We start from the raw sequence: 23381 nt of genomic DNA, 5'->3' as shown, positions 1-23381 counted from the left end.
CGTCCGGAGGCTCAATCTGGCACCCCCACCACCTCCATGGCCTCTACTGCTTGCACCGAGTCCATGGCCCTTCCCGGCCTGCCCGACGCAGCGGCGCCCCCGCGTCCCCCTCCTCGGAGAGGCGCTGCCCTGTCGCCGTAGCCTTCGGCGCGCTCGCAGCCCTGACCGGGATCACCGGCAATGACCGGGACATGGTCCCCTCCCACAACCTGGGCCGGCTCTGCAGCTACTTCACGATCCGCTCCAACGTCCTGCTGGCCGTCATCTTCGCCTGGACCGGGCGTCCCGCCCTCTCCCCGCAACGTATCTCGTCCTCACCGGTGTCGATCGACGTCACGACGCAGGTGGTTAACGATGCTCGGTGTGGCTCGCCCAGCAGCTGGAACGAGCCACTAGAAGTCGCACTGTTCGCGTCAGACCGTCGGACAACCGGCGGCTTTGAGCCCGGTGTTGAGCTGCTTCTTCAGAGCGGTTTCCTTCTGCGGTGTGATGTCCTGGTTGGGGATGGTCAGCTTGATGTCCTTCTTGCCCGTCCCCTTCTTCATCGTCATCGCCACCGTCATGTCACGCGGGACGACCGAGTGGGGCGCAGCCTGCTCGGACTCCGCCCGGATTGCGCCCCCAAGGGCTCGTGCCAGCAGGGCAGTCAGAACAGCGCTCCCCTTGGATCGGACTACTTCGTCCTGAGCATCGTGGGCGTCATTTCCGTGGGCAGTGTCGCGCTCTTGTCCTACGTACCGGGCTGGCACTTGCTGCTCGGACTCGTCGTGGGAGTGGCGACGGTGCTCCCGTCCAACCTCGAACGTCTCAAACGGCTCAGTCAGGGCGGCGCACGATCGTGACGTCTCCTGAGCTCGACCAGCTGCTGCTGGACCCCACTCGGCTGTCGATCGCGGCGCTGCTGGCAGCGGCGCGGTGGCCCGAGTTCAAGTTCGTCCGTGATTCGCTGGACCTGTCGGATTCAGCATTGTCCAAGCAGGTCAGGCGCTCAGGTAGTCCGCGCGGCCTTGGCCGTCGACGTCGAACGGTCCCCGGGGGATGATGCAGAACTCATTGCCCTCCGGGTCGGCCATGACCAGGAAGCCGCCGGCGGCGAACTCCTGGAGGCGGAGGCCGCCCAGGGCCTCGATCCGTCGTTGCGCGGCGGGGGGTCGGGGGCGGAGACGTCGAAGTGAACGCGGTTCTTACCGCTCTTCGATCCCTCGACCCGCTGGAAGCCGAGCCCCGGGCCGCCGACTCTGGCCAGCCAGACGAACGGGCCGGTCCTGGCCACGATCGGACGGCCGAGCACCTCAGACCAGAACACAGCCAGCCGCTCCGGATCCTGGCAATCGACGATAATGTCCTTGATCTCCACTTGGGCATCCGTCACCGCCCGATGTTCGCACGATCGTCCAGCGGCCCGGGCGGTCGAGTACCAGGCGAGAGCCTTCGTCGCAGCGTGTCATTGCTGGCGTCGCCAGCCGGAAGAAGCTTTCGATGGCGCGGCGGCCTCGCAGGAGGTTGCCTTCTGCTGGGCGCCGGTGGCGGCGTCCTGACCGGGCCCGGTGGCGGTCCGCCGGTAAGGACGGGGGGCGGTGGGCTGCGCTTCCGCAACCCACCATGCAACACCCCCGGGCGGCGCTGCACCGAGGAAGGCTCAGCCCTCCGCGATCTGACGCACCTCGCAGGTCACCGTCCAGAACTCCTCGTGCACCTTCAGAAACCGCTTGGTCCACTCCAGCGCCTCGGCCTTGTCCGTGCACTGCATGATCGCGTAGCCGCCGACAACCTCCTTCGACTCGGTGAACGGGCCGTCGGTGACGGAGATCTTCCCGCCCTCCCAGCGCACCCGGGTGCCCTGCGCGGACGGCGTCAGTCCGGCGGTCTCCAGCATCACCCCCGCCTTGGTGATCTCCTCCAGCAGCTCGCCCATCCGCTGCATCATCTCGGGACTCGGGCCCTCGGCAGGCGCGGTCTTCTCGTCGATCTTCACAAGCGACAGGTAGCGCGGCATGGTGACTCCTTCGCGGACCTACGACGGTCCTCCGGTCGGGGCGGGGCCTGTCCCCACCTCTCACTATTGCGACGAACGGAGACCGCCCGCATCGACACACGCGCCCGAAGCGCTTCGAAGCCGTCGCTGTTGAAGTTGTGGATCAGATCGCGGACCCGGTCCGGACTGGTGAACGTGACCTCGGCGATCTTCACGAGGGGCATGCCCTGTGCGGACAGCAGCACCATCTGAGCCCGCCTCCAGGTCACCACCGACCCGGTGCCGCGCCGCACGATCCGCAACAGGCGAGCACCCTTGTCGTCACCGATCTCCCGTACCTGCACCCGCTCGGCCATGCCGAACAACGGTCTGGCCCGAGCGCGCTGGGCGGGAAAGAGTTCCGGTCGGCGCGCCGGGCACTGTGATCTCGTGTCAGCTCAGATGCCGGGCGAAGAACCTCAGCGAACTGTCCACTTCGAACGACGGCACATCCCCGTGCTTGCCGGGGTTGGCGTGCGGCGTTTTCTCAGCCGAGGCCAGGGCGTCGAACAAGGCCAAGCTCTGGTCCCGCGGCACCATCTGGTCGTCCACTGGGCCAGGAACTGCACCGGCACGGTGATCCGCGCGACGTGCTCGGCCACCCCGTGGACGCCGAGCAACCCCTGCACCGCGGCGCGGATCCGGGGTTCCGCGGCGATGAGCGGGATGCCGAGCCCGCAGCCCATCGACATGCCGCAGTAGCCGACCGGACCGACGCCGACCTGGTCGAGGCGCTGGACCGCGGTCAGGACCGCCTGCCAGTCCGCGACAACCTGACCTGCCAGATTGCTGTGCATACCGGCGACCGGCGCGCCCGGGTTCTCACCGGCGGCCATGCCAGCCCGCATTTTGGCCGCGATCCGGCGGAACTCCCCGTCCTTGGGTCGGTCGCCGTGGTTAGGCGCGTCGATCGCGACGACCGCGAAACCCTCGGCGGCGTAGCGGCGGGCGCGGGACAAGGTGCCGGGGGCTGTCTTGTGCTGTCCACCGCCATGGCCCAGCAGGATCAGGGACGAGTACCGCAGGTGTTCTCCGGCGTCCACAGCACGCCGGAGATCTCATCCAGGGTGAAGATTGTTCGGTGACGCCGTCCGACGACGTCTGGGAGGTGAAGCGCATCAGCGTTTCAGGCCCTTCGGGATGCCTTGTGCGGGCGCTCCCTAGGCCATGCAAAGGAGAGAGCCCCGACCTGTCGCAGCATTGATGGGTCTCACCTCCTTGAACTCGCAGTGGTGCACGGCGACGCCGAAGGTACGACGAAGATCATCACTCGCGCCTCGCCGGGGCGAACATTGTCTGACGCGGCACTGCTAGGTGGCAGAACTGCGGCGGCCTCCTCGGCGGTCGGATCCGCGGACAACCTTGCCGGTCGCCGCACCGGCCGCGGCCCGGCGGTGGGAACTGCGGCCGCCCGCGCCGTCGGCACCCCCTGTGCCCTTGCCGGCTCCCGCCCGGCGGGCAGAACCGCGCCCGCCGGTTGCGGAGGTGCCACCGGACGCTGTGTCCCCGGCCGTGGCCCGGCGGTCGGAGCCCCGGCTCCCCGTCCTGGTGGCAGCACCTGTCGCCGCTTTGGCCCCGCCGCCGTTTCGGCGTCGGCGGCCGGATCGTCGGCCGGGCTCGGTGTCCGTCTTCCGGTTCGGGCGGGAGGCCGTCGGCGTCGCCGGCTGGGGGACCTCGATGGTGACGGCCACGCCGGAAGGCTCGCGGGCACCGGTGATGGTGGCCAGTTCCGCGCCGCTGGAGGTGACGCGGGCCGTCTGGGGGCGGATGCCCGCGTCCGACATGAGCCGGGTGACCTCCCGTTTCTGGGCGGGCAGGACCAGCGTGACCACGCTGCCGGAGCCGCCGGCGCGGGCCGTGCGGCCGCCCCGGTGGAGGTAGTCCTTGTGGTCGGTGGGGGGATCGACGTTCACGACGAGGTCGAGGTCGTCGATGTGTATACCCCGGGCCGCGACGTTCGTCGCCACCAGCGCAGTGACCTGACCGTTCTTGAACTGTTCCAGAGTGCGGTTCCGCTGCGGCTGGGAGCGGCCTCCGTGCAGTGCCGCCGCGCGGACACCGACGGCCAGGAGCCGCTTGGCGAGCCGGTCGGCGGACCTCTTGGTGTCGAGGAAGAGGATGACCCGGCCGTCACGGGCCGCGATGCGCGTGGTGACGGCCTTCTTGTCGGTCTCGTCCTGGACGTGGAGCACGTGGTGCTCCATGGTGGTCACCGCTCCCGCGGACGGGTCCACGGAGTGCACCACGGGGTCGGTCAGGAACCGCTGCACCAGGCGGTCGATGTTGCGGTCGAGGGTGGCCGAGAAGAGCATGCGCTGTCCGTCGGGCCGTGCTTGCTGGATCAGCTTGGTGATCTGCGGCAGGAAGCCCATGTCGGTCATCTGGTCGGCTTCGTCCAGCACTGTGATGCGCACGTTGTCGAGCACGCAGTCCCCGCGTTCCACGAGGTCGTTGAGCCTGCCGGGAGTCGCCACGACCACCTCGGTGCCGCGTCGGAGCGCGGCGGCCTGCTTGGTGATGGACAGCCCGCCGACCACGGTGGCCAGGCGGAGGTTCACCGCGGTCGCGTAGGGGGTCAGCGCGTCCGTCACCTGCTGGGCGAGTTCACGGGTGGGCACCAGCACCAGGGCGAGGGGTGCCTTGGACTCCGCGCGCAGTCCGGCCGTGCGGGCCAGGAGTGCCAGGCCGAACGCGAGGGTCTTGCCGGAGCCGGTGCGTCCGCGGCCCAGCAGGTCACGGCCGGCGAGCGAGTTGGGCAGCGTGGCAGCCTGGATGGGGAAGGGGGTGGTCACGCCTTGCGCAGTGAGGGTCTTCAGCAGTCCCGGGGGCATGTCCAGACCGGCGAAGTCCTCGACGGCGGGAAGGGCGGGTGTCGTACTTTCGGGCAGCCGGAATTCCCTCGGCGACGACGCGGACGGTGGGGGTGACGAGGCGCGCCGATTTGACTTCTGGGGCCTACGGGACATGCAGTTATCTGCCTTCCTGGAAACAGCACAAACCGGGGTCCGCACCATGACGGTGCGGACCCCGGTGAGCGGATACGCGTCCGGCGATCAGGCGGGGACGATGTTCTCCGCCTGCGGGCCCTTCTGGCCCTGCGTGACGTCGAAGGAGACCTTCTGGCCCTCCTGGAGCTCACGGAAGCCCTGGGTGGCGATGTTCGAGTAGTGGGCGAAGACGTCGGGACCGCCGCCGTCCTGCTCGATGAAGCCGAAACCCTTTTCGGCGTTGAACCACTTCACGGTTCCCTGTGCCATGACTTTCTCCTTCTGTAGGCAGAGGCCCCATCCGGAGATGCCGGAAACAAATAATGCGCCTGAAGGAGAAACATTCCCGTCAGGCGCACATAGGTTCATGGGTACCACAACTGCAACTGTGAAACCGTAGCACGGCTCGACGGCCCGTGGTGGATCATCGATCGACGCCGCCACCGTCGCTCACGCCCCATCCTGCACCAAACCATCCACTTGATCGTTCGATCAAGGCGCGGTGCTACCGGTGCCGCCAGATCTGGTGGAGCCGGAGTGCCTCCGTCTGCCACCATCCCGGCTCGGCCCGGTCGCGGCCGAGTCGGTCGAGGAGCTGCTGATAGAGCTGGGGGTTGCAGGTGTCGTTCGCCGCTGTCAGGGAGGACAGCAACGGCTCCTCGGCCCGGGCCTGCTTCTCGAACCGCAGGAGGGTTTCGACCCGAAGAAGGACCTCAAACTGGTCCTCGGGGTGGAGCGCCTGCAGGGCGGAGCCGAACTGGGTCCGCAGTCGGGAACAAGAGGTCGTGGCGCGTCCCCTAGCGGTCTTCTTCAGTGCCCCTTTGGCCGCGGCGGCGACGTCCGCCACGACGTTGCTCGGCAACCGCGCCGGCCCGCTCTTCTTCCTCGTCGTCTCCCCCGCCGCGGCTCGCACTGTGCGGCGGTACGTATTGGCTCGGCCCGCGCCCGCTGACGCGGCACACAGCTGCGCTCCTGGCCCTTCTGCGGCTGCTCTGCGTCTTGGCGAGGGTAAGTGGCCGATCGTGGAGGGGGCCGTGGAGGCGTCGGCGCGGGCGACCCAGTCGAGCGCCTCCCGCCGCTGCTGGTCAGATACCTCATGCTGGCCGCAGCCGCGGCCTTCGACGACTTCCTGACAAACTCCCCCAGCCCTGCCGCGGTCATCCCATCGCCCCGGCGACGCAGGACATGGAGGATGCCGCTCATGTGCCGATGGGCGACCGCTCACGGTTCCTTCTTCGGAGCCTGGGACCGAAGGGCAGCCGGGGCGGCACGGGTGCCGGTGCTGTACCGGCTGGACAGCTTGGAGAACTTCGGGCCACGAACCGGCGGGGCGGTTTCCCCGTGTTCCCACCGGCCGGAGCGCTTGAGGTCCTGAAGGTAGGCGGCTGCCCCACCGCCGATGGAGTCCTCCTCCTTCGTGCCATCCGAGCCGGCGGCTGCCTCCGCGCGCGCCGGCAAGGTGTGGACCTGGCGCGTCTTGTGCCCCCAGACCGCCTTGATCCCACGGCTCGGTCGGCCTGCGCGGACCTACCGGACGTACCGGGCGATGCCGGTTGCCTTGGCCATCAGCTGTTCGAGCGGTCCGCGGCGGAAGAACCGCGACCAGACGGTCGCGAACACGAGGGCGGCGGCGATGAAGCCGAGAAGGACGGGCAGGGGCGATCCCGGCAGTTCCTCTATGCCCAGGAGCCGTATACCGACGATGTGGAAGATGTATGCCGTCAGCGACATGGACCCGACCGCGATGACCGGCCGTGCCAGGGCGCGCAGGCGCGGGACGGCGTCGACGGCGGCGAGGCACGTGGCCACGACTGCTATTGCCACGCCGGTGTTGCCCACTATGGACAGGGTGGTCTCGCTGTGCGGGGAAGCCACCAGCAGCCAAGCCGGGGTGCCGTCGGTCGGGTAACCGGCGGCGTCGGACCACCACGCGCTCGCCGCTCCCGGTCCGGCTACGCCGGTGATCGCATCGAGCGCGCCGGGGACGAGGTGCAACGCCAGCCAGGAGCCCCCGTAGCCGGCCACGGCCAGGGAGAGACCGGAGGCTGTGAGTCGCGTGCGGACCGCGGTAGAGGCCAGGTCGAGGCGGGCAACGGCCATGCCGGTGATGACGAACGGGATCCACGTCACGGCCGGGTAGCTGCCACTGAAGAGGAGGGAGGCAATGCCGTCGACCACACCCCGGCTTCGGCCCCCAGTCCCCGCGCCGAGCGCCGGCGCCGCGAGGTACAGCACCTGGGGGAGGATGACGGCCGCACCCGTCGCGATCACCGCCAGCGATCCGGCGCCGAGCCGGTAGAGCGGCAGCACGAGCAGGAAGTACACGCCGTAGTAGGCCAGGATGATCTCGACCGGGGTGCCGGTCATGGTCAGCACCGTGCCCGCCACCATCAGGATCGCGGCCCGGATCACGACCTTGGCGACGGCCTGGCGACCGGCGAGCCCGGCCTTCGGCGCGCCGCGCCCCGTGACGAGCACCACAGCGAAGCCCGCCAGGAAGGCGAAGAGCGCCGAAGCCCTTCCGTGGGCCAGTTCCATCAGGAAGCCGGTCACCCCGCCCTGGTCCGGGTCTGGGCCGACATGAGCCGCGTACATACCGAAGACCGCGAGGCCGCGGGCCAGGTCGATGCCGATCAGCCGACCCGCCCAAGCCCTGCCGTTCCCGTGTGTCGGGGCCGGGGCGCCGAGTGCGGGCGCGGCGGCCTGTGCATGCTGTGTTGTCATGGTCTCCAGTCGGAAAACGCGCTGATCGCCGGGTATCCAGCAACAGTCCGAACCACCCCCGCCACCTCGCAGGTACCGTCTCAAGGTGGCCGGAGGCGCCGCGCACGAAGCTTCCACGGCCGTCCTGACCTTTGCAGTCGGTGCGGCAGACGTGAGACGGCTGTCACCATGCGCAGGTCGGACCTGCGGGTACGGCCGACGCACAGGCAACGATCGAGCGGAACGCATGGGTTCCCGGGTCGCGGTGGTGGACTGCGAGGCATATGTGATGGCCGAGCTGGAAGCGAGCGTACGGGCCGCGCGGATCACGTCCTGACCGGCTTCCGGCCGCGCCGAGCGGGCCGGCCGGTTGGGTCCCAGCCCGGCGGCACCTCGTACGCGCCGAGCCTTCAGGCGTCGGCATGGCGATCGCAAGTTCGTCCGGGAGGTGCGGGCTGTTGTTGCGGACGCTGTTGCCCGTGGTGGACACGGCGCGAACGTCCAGATGGCCGGCGGCAGGGGCCGTCAGCAGGGGCGCGGAGGTCGTCGGTGTCGTGGTGGGCGGGTCGAGCCAGGCGCTCCAGTCGTGGGGGGGGCGATGGCCAGGGGCATACGGGGGTAGACGCGTCAGGCGGCGTCGGTGACCTCGGTCGTGATGATCGTGCAGGTGGCCCACCACGCCCCCGGATCATCATCAGCGGACACGGTAGGGGCGCGCCGGAACTCGTAAAGCGCTGATGGTGGACATGGGGATCCCCCACTGGCGGACAGGGCGGGTTGCCCGGGCTGTGGTGACGTTCTGTGAGCGTCTTCGACGGGTTCGGGCGGCATCACCGGTCCTGGTGGTGGGGCGCAAGCATGTCGAGTAGTCGCTGCAGGGCGTTGTCGCCGAACATCAGCTCCAGGTTGGCGGCGGACTCGGCGGCTGACGCCTCGCTGCGGGGGAACAGCGTCTGCTCGTAGGCGGTCAGGACGGCCTCGATGTTGCCGGGGTGGTCGGCGTGATCGTCTCGGGGAGATCGTCTGCCACGGCGGGTCAGCGGCTGATCTCAGCGTTCGTCAGGACGAAGAGGGCCTGCAGCAGCGTGGGGCATGCACGCGGACTTGCACCGCCGGCTCGAACTTGCACCGTCGGTTCGGACTTGTACCGACCCCGGAACCCGCGAACACTCAGAAACGATCGTGACACTCACATCCGGTGCGTGTCGACGTGCTCGACGACAGAGCCGAACGAGAGCCGCTATCTGAACAACAGTGCAGAAGCGCCCTGTTCGGCGAGATCCTCCGCGTGCGCTGGGAGGCCCGTGCCGGCGCGCAGGTGGCGGCGGACCAGGGCGAGGGGAAGGTCGACCAGGGCGAGGGCGACGCGATCGGCGCCCTCGGGGCCGTCGAGGCCCAGGGCAGTGGCGTGGGCGGCGAGGGCGGCGAAGACACGACGGTTGCCGGCCTCGGCGCGGCCGCGATGCTCGGGCGACCAGTGGGCGCGGTCGAAGGCTTCGGCGCCGTACAGCAGCACGGTGGCCCGCTCGGGGTGGGCGCGGCTCCAGGCGATCACATGGCGGGCCGCCATGCGGGCAGCCCGTCGGGCATCGCTGTCCGCCTCGTTGAGCACGGCCAGATAGCCCTCCTGGAAGTCCGTCACCGTTCGCAGCCACGTCTCGGCCAGCAGCTCGGTGCGTCCGGTGAACCGGTGGTAGACCGAGCCACTCGGGGCGCCCACCGCGGAGGCGACCGCGGACATGGTCACCGCCGCCGACCCGCCCTCCGCGGCCTTGCGCACGGCGGCGTCGAGGAACTGCTCGGTGGTGAATCGGGCTGGTCTCGCCATGAAGTAGAGAGTAGTCTCCAATGAATTAGAGAAGACTCTCTGAAATGGCAACGGAGGGACGCGATGGCCGTCTACAACGTGCACGAACGGCTACTGAACGCCCAGCAGAGCGAGGTCGGAGCGCTGATCGACACGCTGGCCGGCGAAGGCGACGCACTGTGGCCGGTGCACACGTGGCCTCGGATGGCTTTCGATCGCTCACTTGCGGTCGGAGCCGTCGGCGGACACGGCCCGATCCGCTACACCGTGAGCGGTTACGCACCCTCCACGTGGGTGCGCTTCGCCTTCAGCGCGCCTCGCGGTTTCGACGGCTTCCACGAGTTCACCGTCCACGCCACCGGCGAGCACCGCACCCTGCTGCGCCACACCCTGGCCATGCGCACCCGCGGCCCGGCCCGCCTCACCTGGCCCTTGCTGTGGCGGTCCCTGCACGACGCGTGCCTGGAAGACAGCATGGACCGCGCCGCAACGGCCTGCGGAACACCTCCCCTCCGACCGTCCACCTGGAACCCCTACGTCCGCCTCCTGCACGCCATAGCCCGCACCGCAAGCCGGAAGGCACGGCCGGAGGAGGAAACCGCTTGAGCTCCAATGAGCCCGTTTCATCTTGAAGTTGCGGGCCATGGGACTGGTGTGAGGTGGGGCCGGGGTGCCCCTGCCGGTCAGGAGCGAGAGCGCTGGCAAGTGATCATCCGGCAGGTGGCGGCTCCGGCTGATTCGGCCCCGTCGACGCGCGGGCGGGTCGTACGCTCCGGCCACAGAGTTCGGTGACGGGGGGCCTGCTCGTGGTGGACGTGCTGGGGTGGGTGAGGGAGCGGCGGGTGGTGCTGGCCGATCGGGCTGAGCGGCTGCGTAAGGAGCTCGCTGAGAGCGATGCCGAGGTGGCCCGGCTGGAGGCCGCGGAGGTGGTGATCGGGCAGTTCGTCGAGGCCGAGATGCGGCCACACAGCTGCGGGAGCTGCTGGAGGCCGCACGGGACAGATCCGATCCAGCAGTGCGGGACTTCGCCGACGAGTACTGGCGCGGCGTCGGCGGCCGCTGGATCAGCAACCGCCTCCGCACCCACCGCGGACTGCCCCATCCCCCGCGCCCGCCGCGCCGCCCTGCCTCCGGCCAGATGGGGCGGTCGCAGGGTGCTGCGACCGGTCAACAGGCTGGGCGAAACTCACAACCGCCAGGGGCCCGGAACTTCCTCTGGTTCCCGGGGCGTCATGCGTCTTTTGAGCCCTGGCGGGCAGAGTGGCGCTGCTCCCCCACGAGAAGAGCTGGCATACGGGCTTCTCGACAGGTAGCACAGGTTTCTGCTGAAGGCCCGGGCCGGACGGGACCCGCTGACGACCTTCGTCAGCGGGCCGTGCGCTCTGCCGGGCTCACCTGCCCGGCGGGGTCGGCGGGCGAAGCGCAGGTGTCAGCAGTTCTCCCGAAGGACGTGGATTCCGGAGACCAGGGTGCCTTCGAGCCGGTAACAGTGGTTCTTGTCAGGCTCGTTGATGTACAGGGGCTGGGAGCCTCCCGTCCAGTAGACGGTGGCGGTGACCCCGGTGGCTCCCGCGGGGAAGTACGCCTTCCAGCTGGTCCCGATCGGGCGGTCATGCTGGCAGTAGTTCTTCTTCTCTATGCCCTCCGGTCCCTGCCACTGGTAGCACGTGTCGATGAGCGACCCTGCCTTGTGATCGAACTGGATGTAGTTGTCCGTCGCGGCGGCCGCCGAAGGTGCCGTCAGCACCACGCCGGTCAGGGCCGCCCCCAGGGCGGCGACCGCACATGTCCGCGAACGCTTCGTGTTGCGCACGTTGGGAGTCCACCTCTCGCTTCGGCTGTCGGACATGCCTAACAGCCCTTGTCCGTAATCTTCGGGTTGAAGGTGTAGCCGCTCAGCTCGTAGCAGTGGCTCTTGCTCAGATCGCTGATCTGGGGCGACACATTGCCGCCGCCGATCTGTGCGGCTACGGTCACCTCGACCCTGACGCCCTTCGCGTCGTCGGGGATCTCCACTCGCCAGTCGGTGCCTTTGGGCTTTGCGTAATCGCAGGAGTCCGAGGTCGCCGAGTTCTTCCAGTGGTAGCAGGTATCGACCAGGAACCAGCCGTTGTTGGTGAACCCGATGGACTTTCCCGATCCGGCAGCGCTGGCGGACGGTGCCGTCATGACCGCGCCGCCCAGTGCGAGACTCAGGGCTGCGGCTCCGTATGCCACCGACTTCTTGATATTCCGCGCATTCCGCACAGGTGCTCCTTCGTGAGTTGTCGCGGGTGGACCGACGCCTCAGCGCCCGTTCTTCAGGGTCGCGCCGCACGCGACCACGTCGGTGTCCGCCCGCGCCGCCACCTTGAGGGGGATTTCGGTGCGCAGTCCGGTGATCTTCGCGCCGCCCAACTCGCCGCCCTGGATGGTCACATCGGAGACGCGCTGTTCCATGTCGTGGCCCATCATCAGCATCCCCTTCTGACCCGGCTTGATGGTGATCCTGATGTCGCCGCTCTTCGTCTCGGCGTTCGTCTCGCTGTACTGCGCGGAGGCGCCGACTCCCAACTTGTCCTTGACCAGGGTGATATCGATGCTGCCGCCGACGTTCCAGCCCCAGGTGAAGGTCTTGCTTCCGCTGAGCGTCTGGTTGATTTCCGATGCTCCGGGGCTGCAGTTCTGAATGGGGCCGATTCCCATACCGGCGTTGTCGACATCGAACCACTTCGTCACCTGCTGGGACGACGTGGTCGTGGCCGAGCACGAGACCTTGCTGCTCTTGCACTGGTCCAGGGCCCGCTTGACCTCCGCAGCGGAATTCACCTGATAGCCGTTGTCGTAGGTGACCGAGGGGGATCCTCCCTCCACCCAGGTGTCGGTGTGGCCGTTGACATCGGTCGTTCCGGAGCCCTGTGCGGCCGATGCCGCGGGCGCCGCCAGGGCGAGCGCGGCGGCGACGGCTCCGAATGCGACGCCTATTCTGGAGACGGAGGCGGGGAGGGAGGAGCGGACGCTCGGAGTGTATGTGGGGGGCATTGTTTCCTCACTCGGTGGGTGTGCGGTAACCCGCACTCGGGGGAATGCGGGACGGCGGGCCGCCTCGCAAGTGACGGCAAGTGACGTGTTCAGCAGCCCGTTTCCTGGAGTTTCGGGCGGTCGACGAGACCGGTCACCTCGAAGCAGTGATTCCGGTTGGTGTCGGTCACGACGGCGGTGTCCACCGTGGCGTAGGTGACCACACTGGCGCTGAGGTCGATCTTCGCGCCGGTGGCACCCGCGGGGAAATACGCCTTCCAGGTAGTGCCCACCGGCCGGACGTTGTGGCAGTAGTTCTTGTCCTCCGCGTCCCGCCACTTGTAGCAGGTGTTGGCGAGGATTCCGGCGTTGTTGGTGATCTGGAGGTAATTTCCGGTTCCCGCGTGTGCGGCCGGCGCGGAGAGCACGGTCGAGAAGGTCGCGGCTCCCGCCGCGAGAAGGCCGTACACGGCTCTACGATTGAACTTCACGGTTGCTACTCCCTCTCACACTTCCCCGTGGCATCGGAAGAATCCGATCGTTCGGGACCAAGTCGTTCGATCAGGTCGTTCGGCATGAGTAAGTCATGAGAGAGCTGCCGGATCAATTGATTCCGGATAAGTCTTCGGTACCCGGATTGCGACTCTCGGGGTAACCACGAGGAGAGCCGGGAGAATCCACGGCACCGGGAACGCGACCACGGCGCCCACAGCAGCTACGGCACACGAACCACGGGACCAGGTCGGTAAGCCCGCAGGCATGCCGGAAGCCTCTCGTCCAAGGAGGATGAGAGGCTTCCGGGGCCGACCGGACGGCAGGGACCGAGCGGCGGCGGGTTCCGTTCCGGGTCCGGCGGCAGCGCCGTAATTGAGGCGAAGGTTGCCGAGTTCAGGAGGAGGTGGCCGATCCACGCTCCGTGCTCACACCACCCGCCTCGGCCATTGCCGCGGCCAGATAAGGGCGGCCGGGGATCCCCAGTTTGCGGTAGGCGCCGGTGAGATGGGTCTCCACGGTCCGCAGCGAAACGACGAGCCGTTCGGCGATCTCCTTGTTGCTGTATCCCTGAGCCGCCAGGGCGCTGACGCGCTCCTCCCCCGCGGTCAGCACGCGGATTCCCCCGGGTCTGCCGACCCGTCCGCCGGCGAGGTGGAGCCGCTGCTCCAGCCGCGCCGCGAGCGTCGTGGCACCGCACCCGGCGGCCAGGTCCAGGCCCCGGCGCAGTGCCTGGCGCGCGCCGGGTTTGTCGTCGCGGCGCATGAGGGCGGCACCGAAGTCGTGGAGCGCACAGGCGAGTTCGAGGCGGGCCGGGGTCGCGTCGAGTACGCTCACGGCCTCGGCCAGCAGGTCGAGCCCCTGGGCACCGCCGATCGCGGTACCGGACGCCCGCAGCGCCACCCCGAGGGCTCGGGGGATCCGGCAGCTGCGGGCGAGGTCGAGTTCCTGCCCGGCGAGCGTACGGGCCGATGCGACCTCGCCCAGGGCGAGATGGGCGGCCACCGCACGCGAGCGCCACGGGTACATCGCGGGGTTGACCGTGCCGACGGCGTCGCAGTGGTGACCGCATTCGCGCAGCAGGGAGAGCGCCGCCCGTGTATGGCCCTGGGTGGTACGCAGCGCTGCCAGGCTCATGAGGAACCGGGGCCGTTCCCAGGCCACTTCCGCCTGCCCGGCCGCGGCGTGCGCGAGGGCGACCCGCTCCGCGGCCTCGGTCCGGCCCAACGCGAGCAGGGCGTCGATCCTGATCGTGTCCAGGGTCAGTGCGTACGGGAGCCGCCCGGTGGGAGAAGCGTGGTCCGCGGCGGCCTTGGTGGTGGCGAGGGCTTCGGTGACGTTTCCCCGGCGCAGTGCCAGGGCGGCCTGGTAGATCCTCAGGGACGCGCCCAGCAGTTCCATGCCCCGGCCCGAGATCTCCTGGGTCAGGTGGTGGTTGAGCCGGTCGGCCGAGTCCAGCGCGTCCAGGTAGAGCAGCGTCTGTGCGACGAAGTAGTGCAGTGGGAACAGGTCGTGCGAGAACGCCGGCAGATTGACCGACGCGCGCTCGACGAGACCGGCGACGTACGGGGCCGGCTCGGCGGCGCGCAGGGCGTGGAAGGCATGTATGGCGAGCAGTTGGCGCTCTCCCGCCGTGCGGTCGGCCAGGTCGTCGTCCGCGCCGGGGGACGGGGCCGGACCCGGACCGGCCACCGACGGTCGCTCGAACTCCATCCACGCGCGCAGCCCGGTCATCCGCAGCGCCGGCTCCCCGTCGACGGCTCCGGCGTACGCCCCGGGCCCGTCGCACAACGCCGCGATCTTCCGGTCCACGCTCGACAGATCCGTACGGGAGCCCCGGGACAGCAGCAGCGAGTAAGCCAGCACGCCCAAGGCGTCGGTGCGGGCCGTCCCGTCGGTCAGCCCTTCGAGCGCACTCGTGACGCAGGAGGTCGCCAGAGCGGCGTCGTAGTGGCTCGCCGCGGTGCCCAGTTCCAGGAGCACCCGGGCACGCTCGGGTGCGTCCAGCGCCTGGTCGAGGGCGGAGCGCAGATAGGTCACCGCGGTCTCCGGCGCGCCGCGGTGAACGGCTTCGGAGGCCGCTCTGCGCAGGACCGGCAGGACCCAGGGTCCGCGCACGGGCCCGGCCGCCAGCACATGGGCCGCGACCTCCTCGTCGGGCCGGCCGCTGAGGCAGGACACCTGGGCGGCCCGCGCATGGCCGGCGCCCAACTCCTCGGGCGACAGCATGCCCAGCACGGTGTCGCGGACGACCGGGTGGGTGAAGCCGGGGTCGCCGTCCGCCCGTAGCAGACCCAGCGACCGCAGTTCCTCTGCCGCGGAGCGCACCACCGCCCGCCCGGTTCCGCAGAACGCGGCGAGCAGGTCCGGTGGTTTGCGGTCGCCCAGGAAGGCCAGCGCCTGTGCCAGCTCCATGACCTCGTCCGACGTCTGACAGAGCCGGTGCGAGATCTCCGCACCGAGCGTCGACAGGTTGACCGTGGGGATACGGTCCAGGAACTCCGCCGTCGGCTTCACGCCACCGCGCTGCGCCTGGCAGAGGAGCGCCCGGACGAACAGCGGGTGCCCGCCCGTGGCGGTGTGACAGGCGGCGCAGAATGCCTCGTCGGGCCGGTCCGTGGGCCATACCGTCCGCACCAGCTGCGTCACGGCGCCAGCGTTCAGCGGCTCAACGGCGACGGTGCGGCAGTTCGCGGGCCGGACGAGCTCGGCGAACAGCGGATCACGCCCCCGGCCCTCGGCACTCCGGCTGGTCACGGCTATCAGCACCGGGTGGCCGTCCGCCCGCCCGACGAAGTGCACCAGCCAGCGCAGCGACGGCTGGTCGATCCACTGCACGGCGTCGATGGCCAGGAGCAGTGGTTGCCGATGGGCCAGCCGGGCGGCGAGACCGTCGAGTTCCCGCAGCGTCGATGCCGTCTGGTCGGCTGCCTCCCGGAGCCGACCTTTCGCGGCGGCACCGTCCAGCGCCCGCAGTGCGGCGGCCGCGGCCCCTTCCGCGAACTCCGTACGATCGGCCGGGGCGCTCTCCGCCAGGAGGGGCTTGAACAGCTGGCGCACCACGCCGAAGGCGAAGGCGCGTTCAAGAGGGTGGCAGCGGGCCCGGAGCACGCGGAACCGCTCATTGCGGTTCCACCAGCTGCTCATCAGGGCCGACTTGCCGATCCCTGCGGGCCCTTCGAGCTGTACGACGCGAGTCCGGCCGGACAGGACTCCGGCGGCCACCGCGTCGATGGCTGCGAGTTCGGGCTCACGCCCGACCACCGGCCAGTCGTCACCGCACGCATCACGGGATTGTACGAACGTCACCAGTTGCTCAACTCTCATCGTCCTTATCTGGTCTTCCAGACGACGTGAGGACCTCGACGGTTGACCCGCGCCCGTACGTGCTACGACCATCTTGCGCGCGCCCTCGGGGTCGCGATCACCGAGGCGATGACCGACCGGGGGCTTGCTGGACGGGGAGCAGGGGCTGACTCTCACCAGCAACGGGACCGACTGCCTGGCCGAACTCGGCCGCGTGCCACCGCCCGCCACGGTGCCCGCTCGTGCCTGGACTGGACCGACCGCCGCCCCCACCTGGGCGGTGCCGCCGTGTGCCGTCGCACTTTCGACTCCGGTTGGATCAGCCGGATCAGTACCCGTCGCGCCGTCGCTCTCACCAACACTGGTCGGCGCGTGCTTCGGAGCCACCTCGGCCTGTCCGACGAGACGCGCACCTCTCTCAGATGAACACCGATCTCACCTGGTCAGACGCTGTCGCGACCCGCGCCGCAACCAGTCGTTCGACACTGACCCACGCTCCTCGCCAGGCCCGGTCGGGCAAGCTGCCCAGGAACCCCAGCGCCTCCTTCCAGACACGCTCCGCCGCCTCCGCGTCGTAGTCCGGCAGGTCCCGGTCGGTGAAGAAGTGGCCGGCGCGGCATAGCGGACCACCTCGATGTCCGCGCCGGCCCGACACATCCGGAAGTACCGGAAGTTCAGCCAGTCGTGCGGCTCGTACGGGTCTGGCTCGGCAACGTGCAGCTGCACCGGCAGGTCATGGGCGGTGACGCCCTTGGCGATCTCGGAGGTGCCGCCCATCAGGAGGAGCCCGCGAGCCTTCTCGTCACTCAGGGCGAGGTTCTCCACCACCGTGCCGAAGGACAACCCGGCACAGACCAGCCCGCGGTCGGAATACGGGGCGACGGCGGCGTGCGCCCGAATGAAGATCCACCATCGTGAAGTCGCCTGTCGCGGGGCGGGTTTGAGTCGTTGATCGTGTGCTCGTGCTGGTCGCGGGCGGTTGCCGAGGCGCAAGGACGTCTGCCGTTTCGGCGAATGCGGATCCGTGGATTCCCCGGTTGTGCGTGAGGACCAGCTGCACTGAGGTGGTCCAGCGTGGCCGCCTGGCGGGCGAGTTGCTGCGGACGGTAACGAGTGACCAGCGTGAGTAGGGTGCCCCATCGGATCAGGGAGGGCGCCAACTCGGCTGCGGTCAGCAGCATCCAGGGGTCCCCGAAGGGACGCCTCTGGTGCGCTCGGTGCAGTACGTGGTCCCGGCGTTGGCTGACGCTCGCACGTTCTCGTTGATCAACTCGGCTCGCGGCCGACGTCTCGTCATGGGACCAGCAGCCCCCAGGAGAGAGCCCAGGGGATGAAGAGCAGCCCGCCGGCGAGGAGCATCGCGAGCCGGACGGCGCCGCCGCCGTCCCGCCTTCGCCACCAGGCGATGGTGGTCGCCACCGTGGCGGCCACCGCGGTCGCGGCGAGGGCCTGCAGGCCCAGCCAGGGCAGGGTGCGGCCGCCGAGCAGCGGGCTGTCGGCCTCCGGGAACAGCCCCGCCGACGACACCAGCCACAGGGCACAGGAAACGGCGCCGGGCATGGAGTCGGACACGCCCGCGTGCCTGAACAGCTGCTCGTCGGCCCAGGCCGTCTGTCGGGCGGGGGGCAGCCCCGCGGCGCCGATCGTCACGACGAACCGGACGTCCAGTGACTTCGCGGCGGCCAGCGACACCGCCCAGGCTCCCTCGCTCAGCCCCCACAGGCCGCTGCGGGCGGGGTCGACGCCAGGCTGACGGTCCAAGGTACGCCGAGCGGCCAGCGCGTCGTCGCCCAGCTGGGCGTAGTCGTGGTGGAAGGTCGAGTAGCCGACGGTCCGCTTGTTGTAGACGAGGGTGACGACGCCGCGTCGGGCATGGCTCTCGGCCTCGGGGCGCAGGGCAGTGGTGGCGGGGGTCGCGTGCACGGCGCTGGTGGAACCACCGACCATCACCAATCCGGGTCTACGGGTCGCCTCAGCAGGGAAGTTCGAGGGGGCGAAGACGGTGCCGTGCAAGGTGAGCCCGCCAGAACCGGTGAAGGAGACGGAGCGGGTCGTGACCGGCGCAGGGGCCGGTGGGGCGGCGGCAGCGGTGCCGGTCAGCAGCGCGGTCGCCGCAACAGCCGCGGCTGACGCGGCTGACGCGGCTGCGACGGATTCGAGACGGGCGCATACCCCCACTCTGCTGCGCACCACGCGCCTGTCCCATCCGAACACCCTTCTGCAGGAGCGGGGGTTCGCCCCGCCCGACCCGAGGGCTTGCCCCCTCGACTTCCGTCGTTCCGACTGCTCATGGGGGCTCAAGCGACGCTGGCCTAGGCCCAGGCTCACCGGTCGTTGACGGAGCCACGGCGAACGAGATCGGCCATAGGAGTCGCCGAACCCGGCCATCCGTGCGCCTTATGGCCGCACCCACACGGTGACCGGCCCCGGACCGTCCGGGAGCCTCCCGCGAGGACCGTGTCCGTTCGGGACAGCCCTGGACTCAAGGCGGCTCCAGCAACGCCCGATAACGGGAACGGAATCCCCCGGTGGAAAGAGTGCTTCACTCACATGTCAGCTCGCGGACGGGCCGGCGAGGCCACGAAGACGGCTCCGCCGCACAGCCGCGATTCCCCATCTCCCGAGACGGAGGACGACCTCATGGGTTCGCTTGATCTGACCGGACGCGTGGCCCTGGTGACCGGGGCGACCAGCGGCATCGGCGCCGCCACCGCGACGCTGCTGGCCCAGCGCGGAGCACACGTACTGGTCGCCGGCCGCGACAGCTCCCGCGGCGAATCAGTCGTCGCCGCCATCCGCGGCCGCGCAGGCAAGGCCGACTTCATCGCCGCCGACCTGCGCGAGGCGCAGTCGGTGCGACAACTCGCGCGGCGGGCAGTGGAACTGGGCGACGGCCGGGTCGACATCCTGGTGAACAACGCCGGCGTCTACCCGTTCGGGCCCACCGACGAGGCAACGGAGAGCGAGGTCGACACCGTCTACGCGCTCAATGTGAAGGCGCCGTTCCACCTGGTGGCGGAACTCGCGCCGGCGATGGCCGAGCGGGGCAGCGGCGCGATCGTCAACGTGAGCACCATGGTCGCCGCGTACGGGGCCGTGGGCATGGCCCTGTACGGGTCGAGCAAGGCAGCCGTGGAGCTGCTGACCAAGGCGTGGGCGGCCGAGTACGGCCCGCGCGGGGTACGGGTCAACGCCGTGCGCCCCGGGCCGGTACGCACGGAGGGCACGGCCGGCATGGGGGAAGACCTCGACGCCCTGGCCGCCCAGGCCCCAGCCGGCCGACCGGCCGAGCCGGAGGAGATCGCCGATGCGGTCGCCTACCTGGGCAGCGACGCGGCGAGCTTCGTCCAGGGCGCCGTGCTCCCCGTGGACGGCGGCCGCACAGCCGTCTGACGCGCGCGGCCCCACGGCGTCCGTCGCAGCAGGTGGTTCGCGGCCGCGCCCTCGTCGAAGGGCTCAGCGCCCGCATGAACCGGGACGACCTGGTCCAGCTCACCGGCCGTAGCCGACAGCGAGTGACGGACGCGGCACACGAGGTCGCACAGGCGCTCTCCACCCGGGCCCGCGTCGAGGACGAGGTCCTGCGTTCGTCGACGCCTGGCAGGAGCCGCTGCGCATCCTGGTGAACAACGCCGGCGTCATGACCTGCCCCGAGCAGTACACCGAGCGGGGCTGGGAGTGGCAGTTCGCCACCCATCACCTGGGCCACTTCGCCCTCGCCACCGGGTTGCACCACGCACTGGCCGCCGACGGCAACGCCCGCGTGGTGGCCGTCAGTTCCGCCGGGCACCAGCAGTCGCCGATCGTGTGGGACGACATCAACTTCGCCTTCCGCCCCTACGACCCCTGGCTTGCCTACAGCCAGTCCAAGACCGCCAACGTCCTCTTCGCGGTGGAGGCGAACCGCCGCTGAGCCGACGACAACATCACACGCCAACGCACTCATGCCCGGCGCCATCTACACGAACCTGCAACGCCACACCGGCGGCCGGGGCAGCTCCCGCGTCCCTGCCGAGCTGATCAAGACCGTCGAGCAGGGCGCCGCGACCTCCGTCCTCCTTGCGACCTCACCGCTCCTGGAAGGTGTCGGGGGCGGCCACTTCGTCGACAGCGCCACGCACCCGCGCACCTCCAGACGGTGCACCGGGAAGCGCGCCGCCAGCTCCGCCCGCAGCGCCGTCAGGCCGTCCCCGCGGTTGTGGAACACCCCAGCCCGTTGAGGAGCGCCAGCTCCGCCTCGCCTGCCCGGCCCACACCCCGGCGGGCAGCCCCGCGATCCGCGCGCCACCGCCTCCATGCCCCCCGTCTCCGACCTCGCGCCCGGCGGAGGCCCGGACGCCTCGCGTCCTTCGGCACGGGTCTGCCACGAATCCTGCGATGGCCCGCGAGTTCGCCGTGACCTCACACGGAGTCTGATCAGGTGGTTCGCGGCCCTCGGCCCCCGCCCCCTTTATGAGGGAGCATGATGGTTCTTCGGAATCCTCGAAGAACCATCATGCTCCGTGTGAGCCCATCGGTCCGTCCGCTGAGCTGACCTGCGACAACGAGGGGCGAAAGCCAGGACGAACCTACGGGATGTCGTACAACGCGCAGCATCCTCCGGGGTCCGGATGACCGTCCGGGCCCCTCACCCTGCACGGACAGGCATCCCGTGTAAGAGCGCCGGCGCCCTGAATTCGCTGGTCACCAGGGTTGCGTGGCCAACGCCCCGGGCTGTACGAAACCAAGGGAAGCAAGGCTTGCGCAGCTGTGGCGGCCCTGGCCCGGGGGGATCGGGGGCTGGCACGCAGCCTGACCTACCGGTCCCGTTGTCCCGCGGCCATCTCCTCGGCCACGGGACAACGGCGACCGCATCGGCGGGCAACGCCGACAGCCCCGCCGGCCCTGAACAGTGAACCGGCGGGCCTGCCCCACACCCTGATCGCGGTGCCCGGAGACAGCCGCTCAGCCGAATCGGAACCAAGCCTTTGATGACACCCGCTCACATCCGCAGATCCTCATCGCCTGGCCCGGCCCGGCTGAACGCGCGGCACCCGACGCCCCGTCGGCCTACCGCCAGTCATGGCGGCCGTGCCGCCATCCGCGGAAGCCGTCGTGGTCGTGCCGCCATCCCTCACCCCGGAATCCCTCACCGCCGTGCCGCCATCCGTCACGGTCGTGGTGGTAGCCGGGGTGACGGCCGTGGTAGCCGTGGTGACGGCCGTGGTCGTAGCCACGGTCCGCGGCGGAGGCAGGAAGTGCGCCGACGCCGATGACCGCGCCGGCCACGAGCACGGCGGCGGCGATGCGCTTGCTGTAGGACATGAAAGGTTCCCTTCCTCGCGCAATACGGCGAGAGCCCCGCCGATTGCTACACGGATCTGCCGGCTGGTCACCGGCAAAGGGAATCCTCCCGATCAACCACCCCGAATCAGCTTGAACGCGCCGTAAGTTACCAATCCGGAACAATGCACCACTTTCTCCCCAATGCCGTGTGCCACCAGCGTGACATCGGCGACAGACACCACAACGGCGCGCACCCCGGCGTCAGCTCCTCGCGCTACGGGCGATGCGGTACAGCACGTTCGGACGCAGTGGCCCTTCGGGCGCGGTGGGGTCGTCGAAGTCGCCGTCCGGGTCCCGCGTCATGCCGATCCGGCGCATCACCGCCTGCGAGCGGAGGTTGGTGGCCGTTGTCACGGCAAGGATTTCGGGGAGTCCAAGAGTGTCGAAGCCGTAGGCCACGACTGTCAGTGCGGCCTCGGTGGCGTAGCCCTGCCCCCAGGCCGAGCGGGCGAGCCGCCAGCCGATCTCCACCCCTGTGAACGGCATGTCGTCATCCACCTGATCCAAGCCCGCGAAGCCGATGAACTCGCCCGTGGCCCGCACCTCAACCGCCCACCACCCATAACCTCGCTGGTCGAACTCGGCCTGGAACCGCGCCACGGAAGCATCGCTCTGCTCATGGGTCAGCAGATCGCCCAGGTGCTCCCGAACCTCAGGATCGGCATTCATCACCGCCCACGGTTCAAGGTCAGAGTCACGCCATCGACGGAGGGTGAGGCGATCGGTACGCAGTTCAGCCATACCGCCCAGCCAACGTGAGCTACGAGCCGGAGGCAATCCCTTTTTCTTCAGGGCGACAGGACACTCCCCGTCAGGATCACATCCACGGCCGGACGAACAGGTCCCCAGACGTCGCCCGACAGCACCGGCGTCCTGCGGGAGATCCTGAAGGGGCCCTACCGCGATCGGGGCCGCCACATCACGCTGATCACCTCCACCCCCGAGAACAGCTCTACCCCTACCAGTTCGTCTGGTGGGGTCACTTCGTCAAAGAGGAGAAGGCCGCGAGCCGGACCGCGCAGCACTGGGCAAGCCGTGCGAGTGCCCGGCGTGGTGCAGGCCGTGCGCGCCGGAGCGAGGTTAGACAAGGGGCATGGCCCGAACCCCGGGCCGCTCCTCGCGTGAGCGTCGACAGCGGCCGCCAGGCTCTCCGAAGCCGCCGAAGCGGCGTTCCCGGCCCCAGGCGAGCATGAGCAGCGTCGCCGGGCAGATGTTCATGCTGCAGGCGCTGATCATCGTGCTGCTCGTGGCGGCGGCTGTGGCCTCGCTGGCACTGATGGCACGGAACGACAGATTCCAGGCGGCGCGAGCCCGCTCGCTGGCCGCCGCCGAGAGCTTCGCTCACGCCCCCGGCCTGCCCTCCGTGCTGCGCGGCCCGAACCCGGCTTCCGTGCTCCAGCCGCTGGCCGAAGCGGCCCGCAAGACGGGCAATGTCGACTTCATCGTCGTCATGAACCGGGACGGCATCCGCTATTCGAGCCCGCGGCCGGAGCGGATCGGCACGAAGTTCATCGGCACCATCGGACCGTCGTTGACCGGCCACGTCACCATCGAAAGCCTCCAGGGTCCCGTCGGCGAGGAGATACAGGCCGTCGTGCCGGTGATGGACGGGGGCAGGGTCGTGGGCATGGTGGCGTCCGGGCTCAAGGTCAGCAAGATCAGCGGTGCCGCCGACCGGCTGCTCCCGTTCCTCATCGGCGCCGGCGCCGGCGCGCTGGCCCTGGCCACGGCCGGGACGGCTCTGGTG

The 23381-nt window shown here is 69.7% G+C and carries 19 protein-coding genes and 6 pseudogenes; 5 read left to right on the top strand and 20 right to left on the bottom strand.

The window, feature by feature from the left end:
• Positions 1-413 precede the first annotated feature (413 nt).
• From ACO1BR_RS40205 to ACO1BR_RS40160, 10 genes and pseudogenes are all read right to left on the bottom strand, one after another.
• On the bottom strand, positions 414-551 hold the full coding sequence (locus tag ACO1BR_RS40205) for a hypothetical protein (protein WP_426800058.1): 138 nt from the start codon (positions 549-551) through the stop codon (positions 414-416).
• A gap of 429 nt (positions 552-980) precedes the next feature.
• Positions 981-1291, bottom strand: a pseudogene (locus tag ACO1BR_RS40200) (VOC family protein).
• Between the two features lie 348 nt (positions 1292-1639).
• Positions 1640-1996, bottom strand: a complete 357-nt coding sequence (locus ACO1BR_RS40195; protein WP_426800057.1) for a YciI family protein — start codon at positions 1994-1996, stop codon at positions 1640-1642.
• A 107-nt stretch (positions 1997-2103) separates the two neighbouring features.
• Positions 2104-2331: pseudogene (locus tag ACO1BR_RS40190) on the bottom strand (helix-turn-helix domain-containing protein); the annotation flags it as partial.
• 102 nt (positions 2332-2433) lie between these two features.
• Complete coding sequence (locus tag ACO1BR_RS40185) at positions 2434-3057, bottom strand: dienelactone hydrolase family protein (RefSeq protein WP_426800056.1); 624 nt, start codon at positions 3055-3057, stop codon at positions 2434-2436.
• Positions 3058-3324: 267 nt separating this feature from the next.
• Positions 3325-4980 (bottom strand): DEAD/DEAH box helicase, encoded by a 1656-nt coding sequence (locus ACO1BR_RS40180; RefSeq protein WP_426800055.1) that lies wholly within the window; start codon positions 4978-4980, stop codon positions 3325-3327.
• Positions 4981-5067: 87 nt separating this feature from the next.
• A complete protein-coding gene (locus ACO1BR_RS40175; RefSeq protein WP_426800054.1) occupies positions 5068-5271 on the bottom strand; it encodes a cold-shock protein in 204 nt (67 codons plus the stop codon).
• Between the two features lie 235 nt (positions 5272-5506).
• Positions 5507-5914, bottom strand: coding sequence for a hypothetical protein (locus tag ACO1BR_RS40170; RefSeq protein WP_426800053.1), 408 nt, complete (start codon positions 5912-5914; stop codon positions 5507-5509).
• Between the two features lie 614 nt (positions 5915-6528).
• A complete protein-coding gene (locus ACO1BR_RS40165) occupies positions 6529-7725 on the bottom strand; it encodes a DUF418 domain-containing protein (RefSeq protein ID WP_426800052.1) in 1197 nt (398 codons plus the stop codon).
• Between the two features lie 1219 nt (positions 7726-8944).
• A complete protein-coding gene (locus tag ACO1BR_RS40160) occupies positions 8945-9532 on the bottom strand; it encodes a TetR/AcrR family transcriptional regulator (RefSeq protein ID WP_426800051.1) in 588 nt (195 codons plus the stop codon).
• 63 nt (positions 9533-9595) lie between these two features.
• On the opposite strand from ACO1BR_RS40160, the gene ACO1BR_RS40155 reads away from it, so the two are divergent.
• Positions 9596-10117, top strand: coding sequence for an SRPBCC family protein (locus tag ACO1BR_RS40155; protein ID WP_426800050.1), 522 nt, complete (start codon positions 9596-9598; stop codon positions 10115-10117).
• 823 nt (positions 10118-10940) lie between these two features.
• Here ACO1BR_RS40155 and ACO1BR_RS40150 read toward each other — a convergent pair.
• From ACO1BR_RS40150 to ACO1BR_RS40115, 8 genes and pseudogenes are all read right to left on the bottom strand, one after another.
• A complete protein-coding gene (locus ACO1BR_RS40150) occupies positions 10941-11324 on the bottom strand; it encodes a hypothetical protein (RefSeq protein WP_426800049.1) in 384 nt (127 codons plus the stop codon).
• 38 nt (positions 11325-11362) lie between these two features.
• On the bottom strand, positions 11363-11728 hold the full coding sequence (locus tag ACO1BR_RS40145; RefSeq protein WP_426800048.1) for a hypothetical protein: 366 nt from the start codon (positions 11726-11728) through the stop codon (positions 11363-11365).
• 69 nt (positions 11729-11797) lie between these two features.
• Positions 11798-12532, bottom strand: a complete 735-nt coding sequence (locus tag ACO1BR_RS40140) for a hypothetical protein (protein WP_426800047.1) — start codon at positions 12530-12532, stop codon at positions 11798-11800.
• Between the two features lie 89 nt (positions 12533-12621).
• Positions 12622-13002, bottom strand: coding sequence for a hypothetical protein (locus ACO1BR_RS40135; protein ID WP_426800046.1), 381 nt, complete (start codon positions 13000-13002; stop codon positions 12622-12624).
• Positions 13003-13399: 397 nt separating this feature from the next.
• A complete protein-coding gene (locus tag ACO1BR_RS40130; RefSeq protein WP_426800045.1) occupies positions 13400-16312 on the bottom strand; it encodes an AAA family ATPase in 2913 nt (970 codons plus the stop codon).
• A gap of 514 nt (positions 16313-16826) precedes the next feature.
• Positions 16827-17206 (bottom strand): annotated as a pseudogene (locus tag ACO1BR_RS40125) (dienelactone hydrolase family protein); the annotation flags it as partial.
• 161 nt (positions 17207-17367) lie between these two features.
• Positions 17368-17541: pseudogene (locus ACO1BR_RS40120) on the bottom strand (LLM class flavin-dependent oxidoreductase); the annotation flags it as partial.
• A gap of 61 nt (positions 17542-17602) precedes the next feature.
• A complete protein-coding gene (locus ACO1BR_RS40115) occupies positions 17603-18256 on the bottom strand; it encodes an alpha/beta hydrolase family protein (protein ID WP_426800044.1) in 654 nt (217 codons plus the stop codon).
• A gap of 693 nt (positions 18257-18949) precedes the next feature.
• Here ACO1BR_RS40115 and ACO1BR_RS40110 point away from each other — a divergent pair.
• The 3 genes and pseudogenes from ACO1BR_RS40110 to ACO1BR_RS40100 all read left to right on the top strand — a co-directional run.
• Positions 18950-19702, top strand: coding sequence for an SDR family NAD(P)-dependent oxidoreductase (locus ACO1BR_RS40110; protein ID WP_159506046.1), 753 nt, complete (start codon positions 18950-18952; stop codon positions 19700-19702).
• Between the two features lie 74 nt (positions 19703-19776).
• Positions 19777-19935, top strand: a complete 159-nt coding sequence (locus tag ACO1BR_RS40105) for a hypothetical protein (RefSeq protein WP_426800043.1) — start codon at positions 19777-19779, stop codon at positions 19933-19935.
• Positions 19893-20529 (top strand): annotated as a pseudogene (locus tag ACO1BR_RS40100) (SDR family NAD(P)-dependent oxidoreductase); the annotation flags it as partial. The gene ACO1BR_RS40105 and the pseudogene ACO1BR_RS40100, both read left to right, overlap by 43 nt.
• A gap of 829 nt (positions 20530-21358) precedes the next feature.
• Here the strand turns inward: ACO1BR_RS40100 and ACO1BR_RS40095 are convergent.
• Both ACO1BR_RS40095 and ACO1BR_RS40090 read right to left on the bottom strand, forming a co-directional pair.
• Positions 21359-21613, bottom strand: coding sequence for a hypothetical protein (locus tag ACO1BR_RS40095; RefSeq protein WP_426800042.1), 255 nt, complete (start codon positions 21611-21613; stop codon positions 21359-21361).
• A 222-nt stretch (positions 21614-21835) separates the two neighbouring features.
• Entirely contained in the window at positions 21836-22375 is a 540-nt protein-coding gene (locus ACO1BR_RS40090) for a GNAT family N-acetyltransferase (protein WP_426800041.1), read from the bottom strand.
• A 448-nt stretch (positions 22376-22823) separates the two neighbouring features.
• On the opposite strand from ACO1BR_RS40090, the pseudogene ACO1BR_RS40085 reads away from it, so the two are divergent.
• Positions 22824-23381: pseudogene (locus tag ACO1BR_RS40085) on the top strand (histidine kinase); the annotation flags it as partial.

The organism is Streptomyces sp. YGL11-2, from assembly GCF_050054615.1.
Taxonomy (GTDB): domain Bacteria; phylum Actinomycetota; class Actinomycetes; order Streptomycetales; family Streptomycetaceae; genus Streptomyces.
This window is presented reverse-complemented; position numbering and strand designations above follow the sequence as displayed.

Bases quoted from the DNA above. Each gene is read 5' to 3' on its own strand.
- ACO1BR_RS40105 (WP_426800043.1), top strand. From the start codon at position 19,777: ATGAACCGGGACGACCTGGTCCAGCTCACCGGCCGTAGCCGACAGCGA.
- ACO1BR_RS40175 (WP_426800054.1), bottom strand. From the start codon at position 5,271: ATGGCACAGGGAACCGTGAAGTGGTTCAACGCCGAAAAGGGTTTCGGC.
- ACO1BR_RS40195 (WP_426800057.1), bottom strand. From the start codon at position 1,996: ATGCCGCGCTACCTGTCGCTTGTGAAGATCGACGAGAAGACCGCGCCT.
- ACO1BR_RS40160 (WP_426800051.1), bottom strand. From the start codon at position 9,532: ATGGCGAGACCAGCCCGATTCACCACCGAGCAGTTCCTCGACGCCGCC.
- ACO1BR_RS40140 (WP_426800047.1), bottom strand. From the start codon at position 12,532: ATGCCCCCCACATACACTCCGAGCGTCCGCTCCTCCCTCCCCGCCTCC.
- ACO1BR_RS40180 (WP_426800055.1), bottom strand. From the start codon at position 4,980: ATGTCCCGTAGGCCCCAGAAGTCAAATCGGCGCGCCTCGTCACCCCCA.
- ACO1BR_RS40115 (WP_426800044.1), bottom strand. From the start codon at position 18,256: ATGGTCGGTGGTTCCACCAGCGCCGTGCACGCGACCCCCGCCACCACT.
- ACO1BR_RS40205 (WP_426800058.1), bottom strand. From the start codon at position 551: ATGACGATGAAGAAGGGGACGGGCAAGAAGGACATCAAGCTGACCATC.
- ACO1BR_RS40110 (WP_159506046.1), top strand. From the start codon at position 18,950: ATGGGTTCGCTTGATCTGACCGGACGCGTGGCCCTGGTGACCGGGGCG.
- ACO1BR_RS40155 (WP_426800050.1), top strand. From the start codon at position 9,596: ATGGCCGTCTACAACGTGCACGAACGGCTACTGAACGCCCAGCAGAGC.
- ACO1BR_RS40095 (WP_426800042.1), bottom strand. From the start codon at position 21,613: ATGTCCTACAGCAAGCGCATCGCCGCCGCCGTGCTCGTGGCCGGCGCG.
- ACO1BR_RS40165 (WP_426800052.1), bottom strand. From the start codon at position 7,725: ATGACAACACAGCATGCACAGGCCGCCGCGCCCGCACTCGGCGCCCCG.
- ACO1BR_RS40090 (WP_426800041.1), bottom strand. From the start codon at position 22,375: ATGGCTGAACTGCGTACCGATCGCCTCACCCTCCGTCGATGGCGTGAC.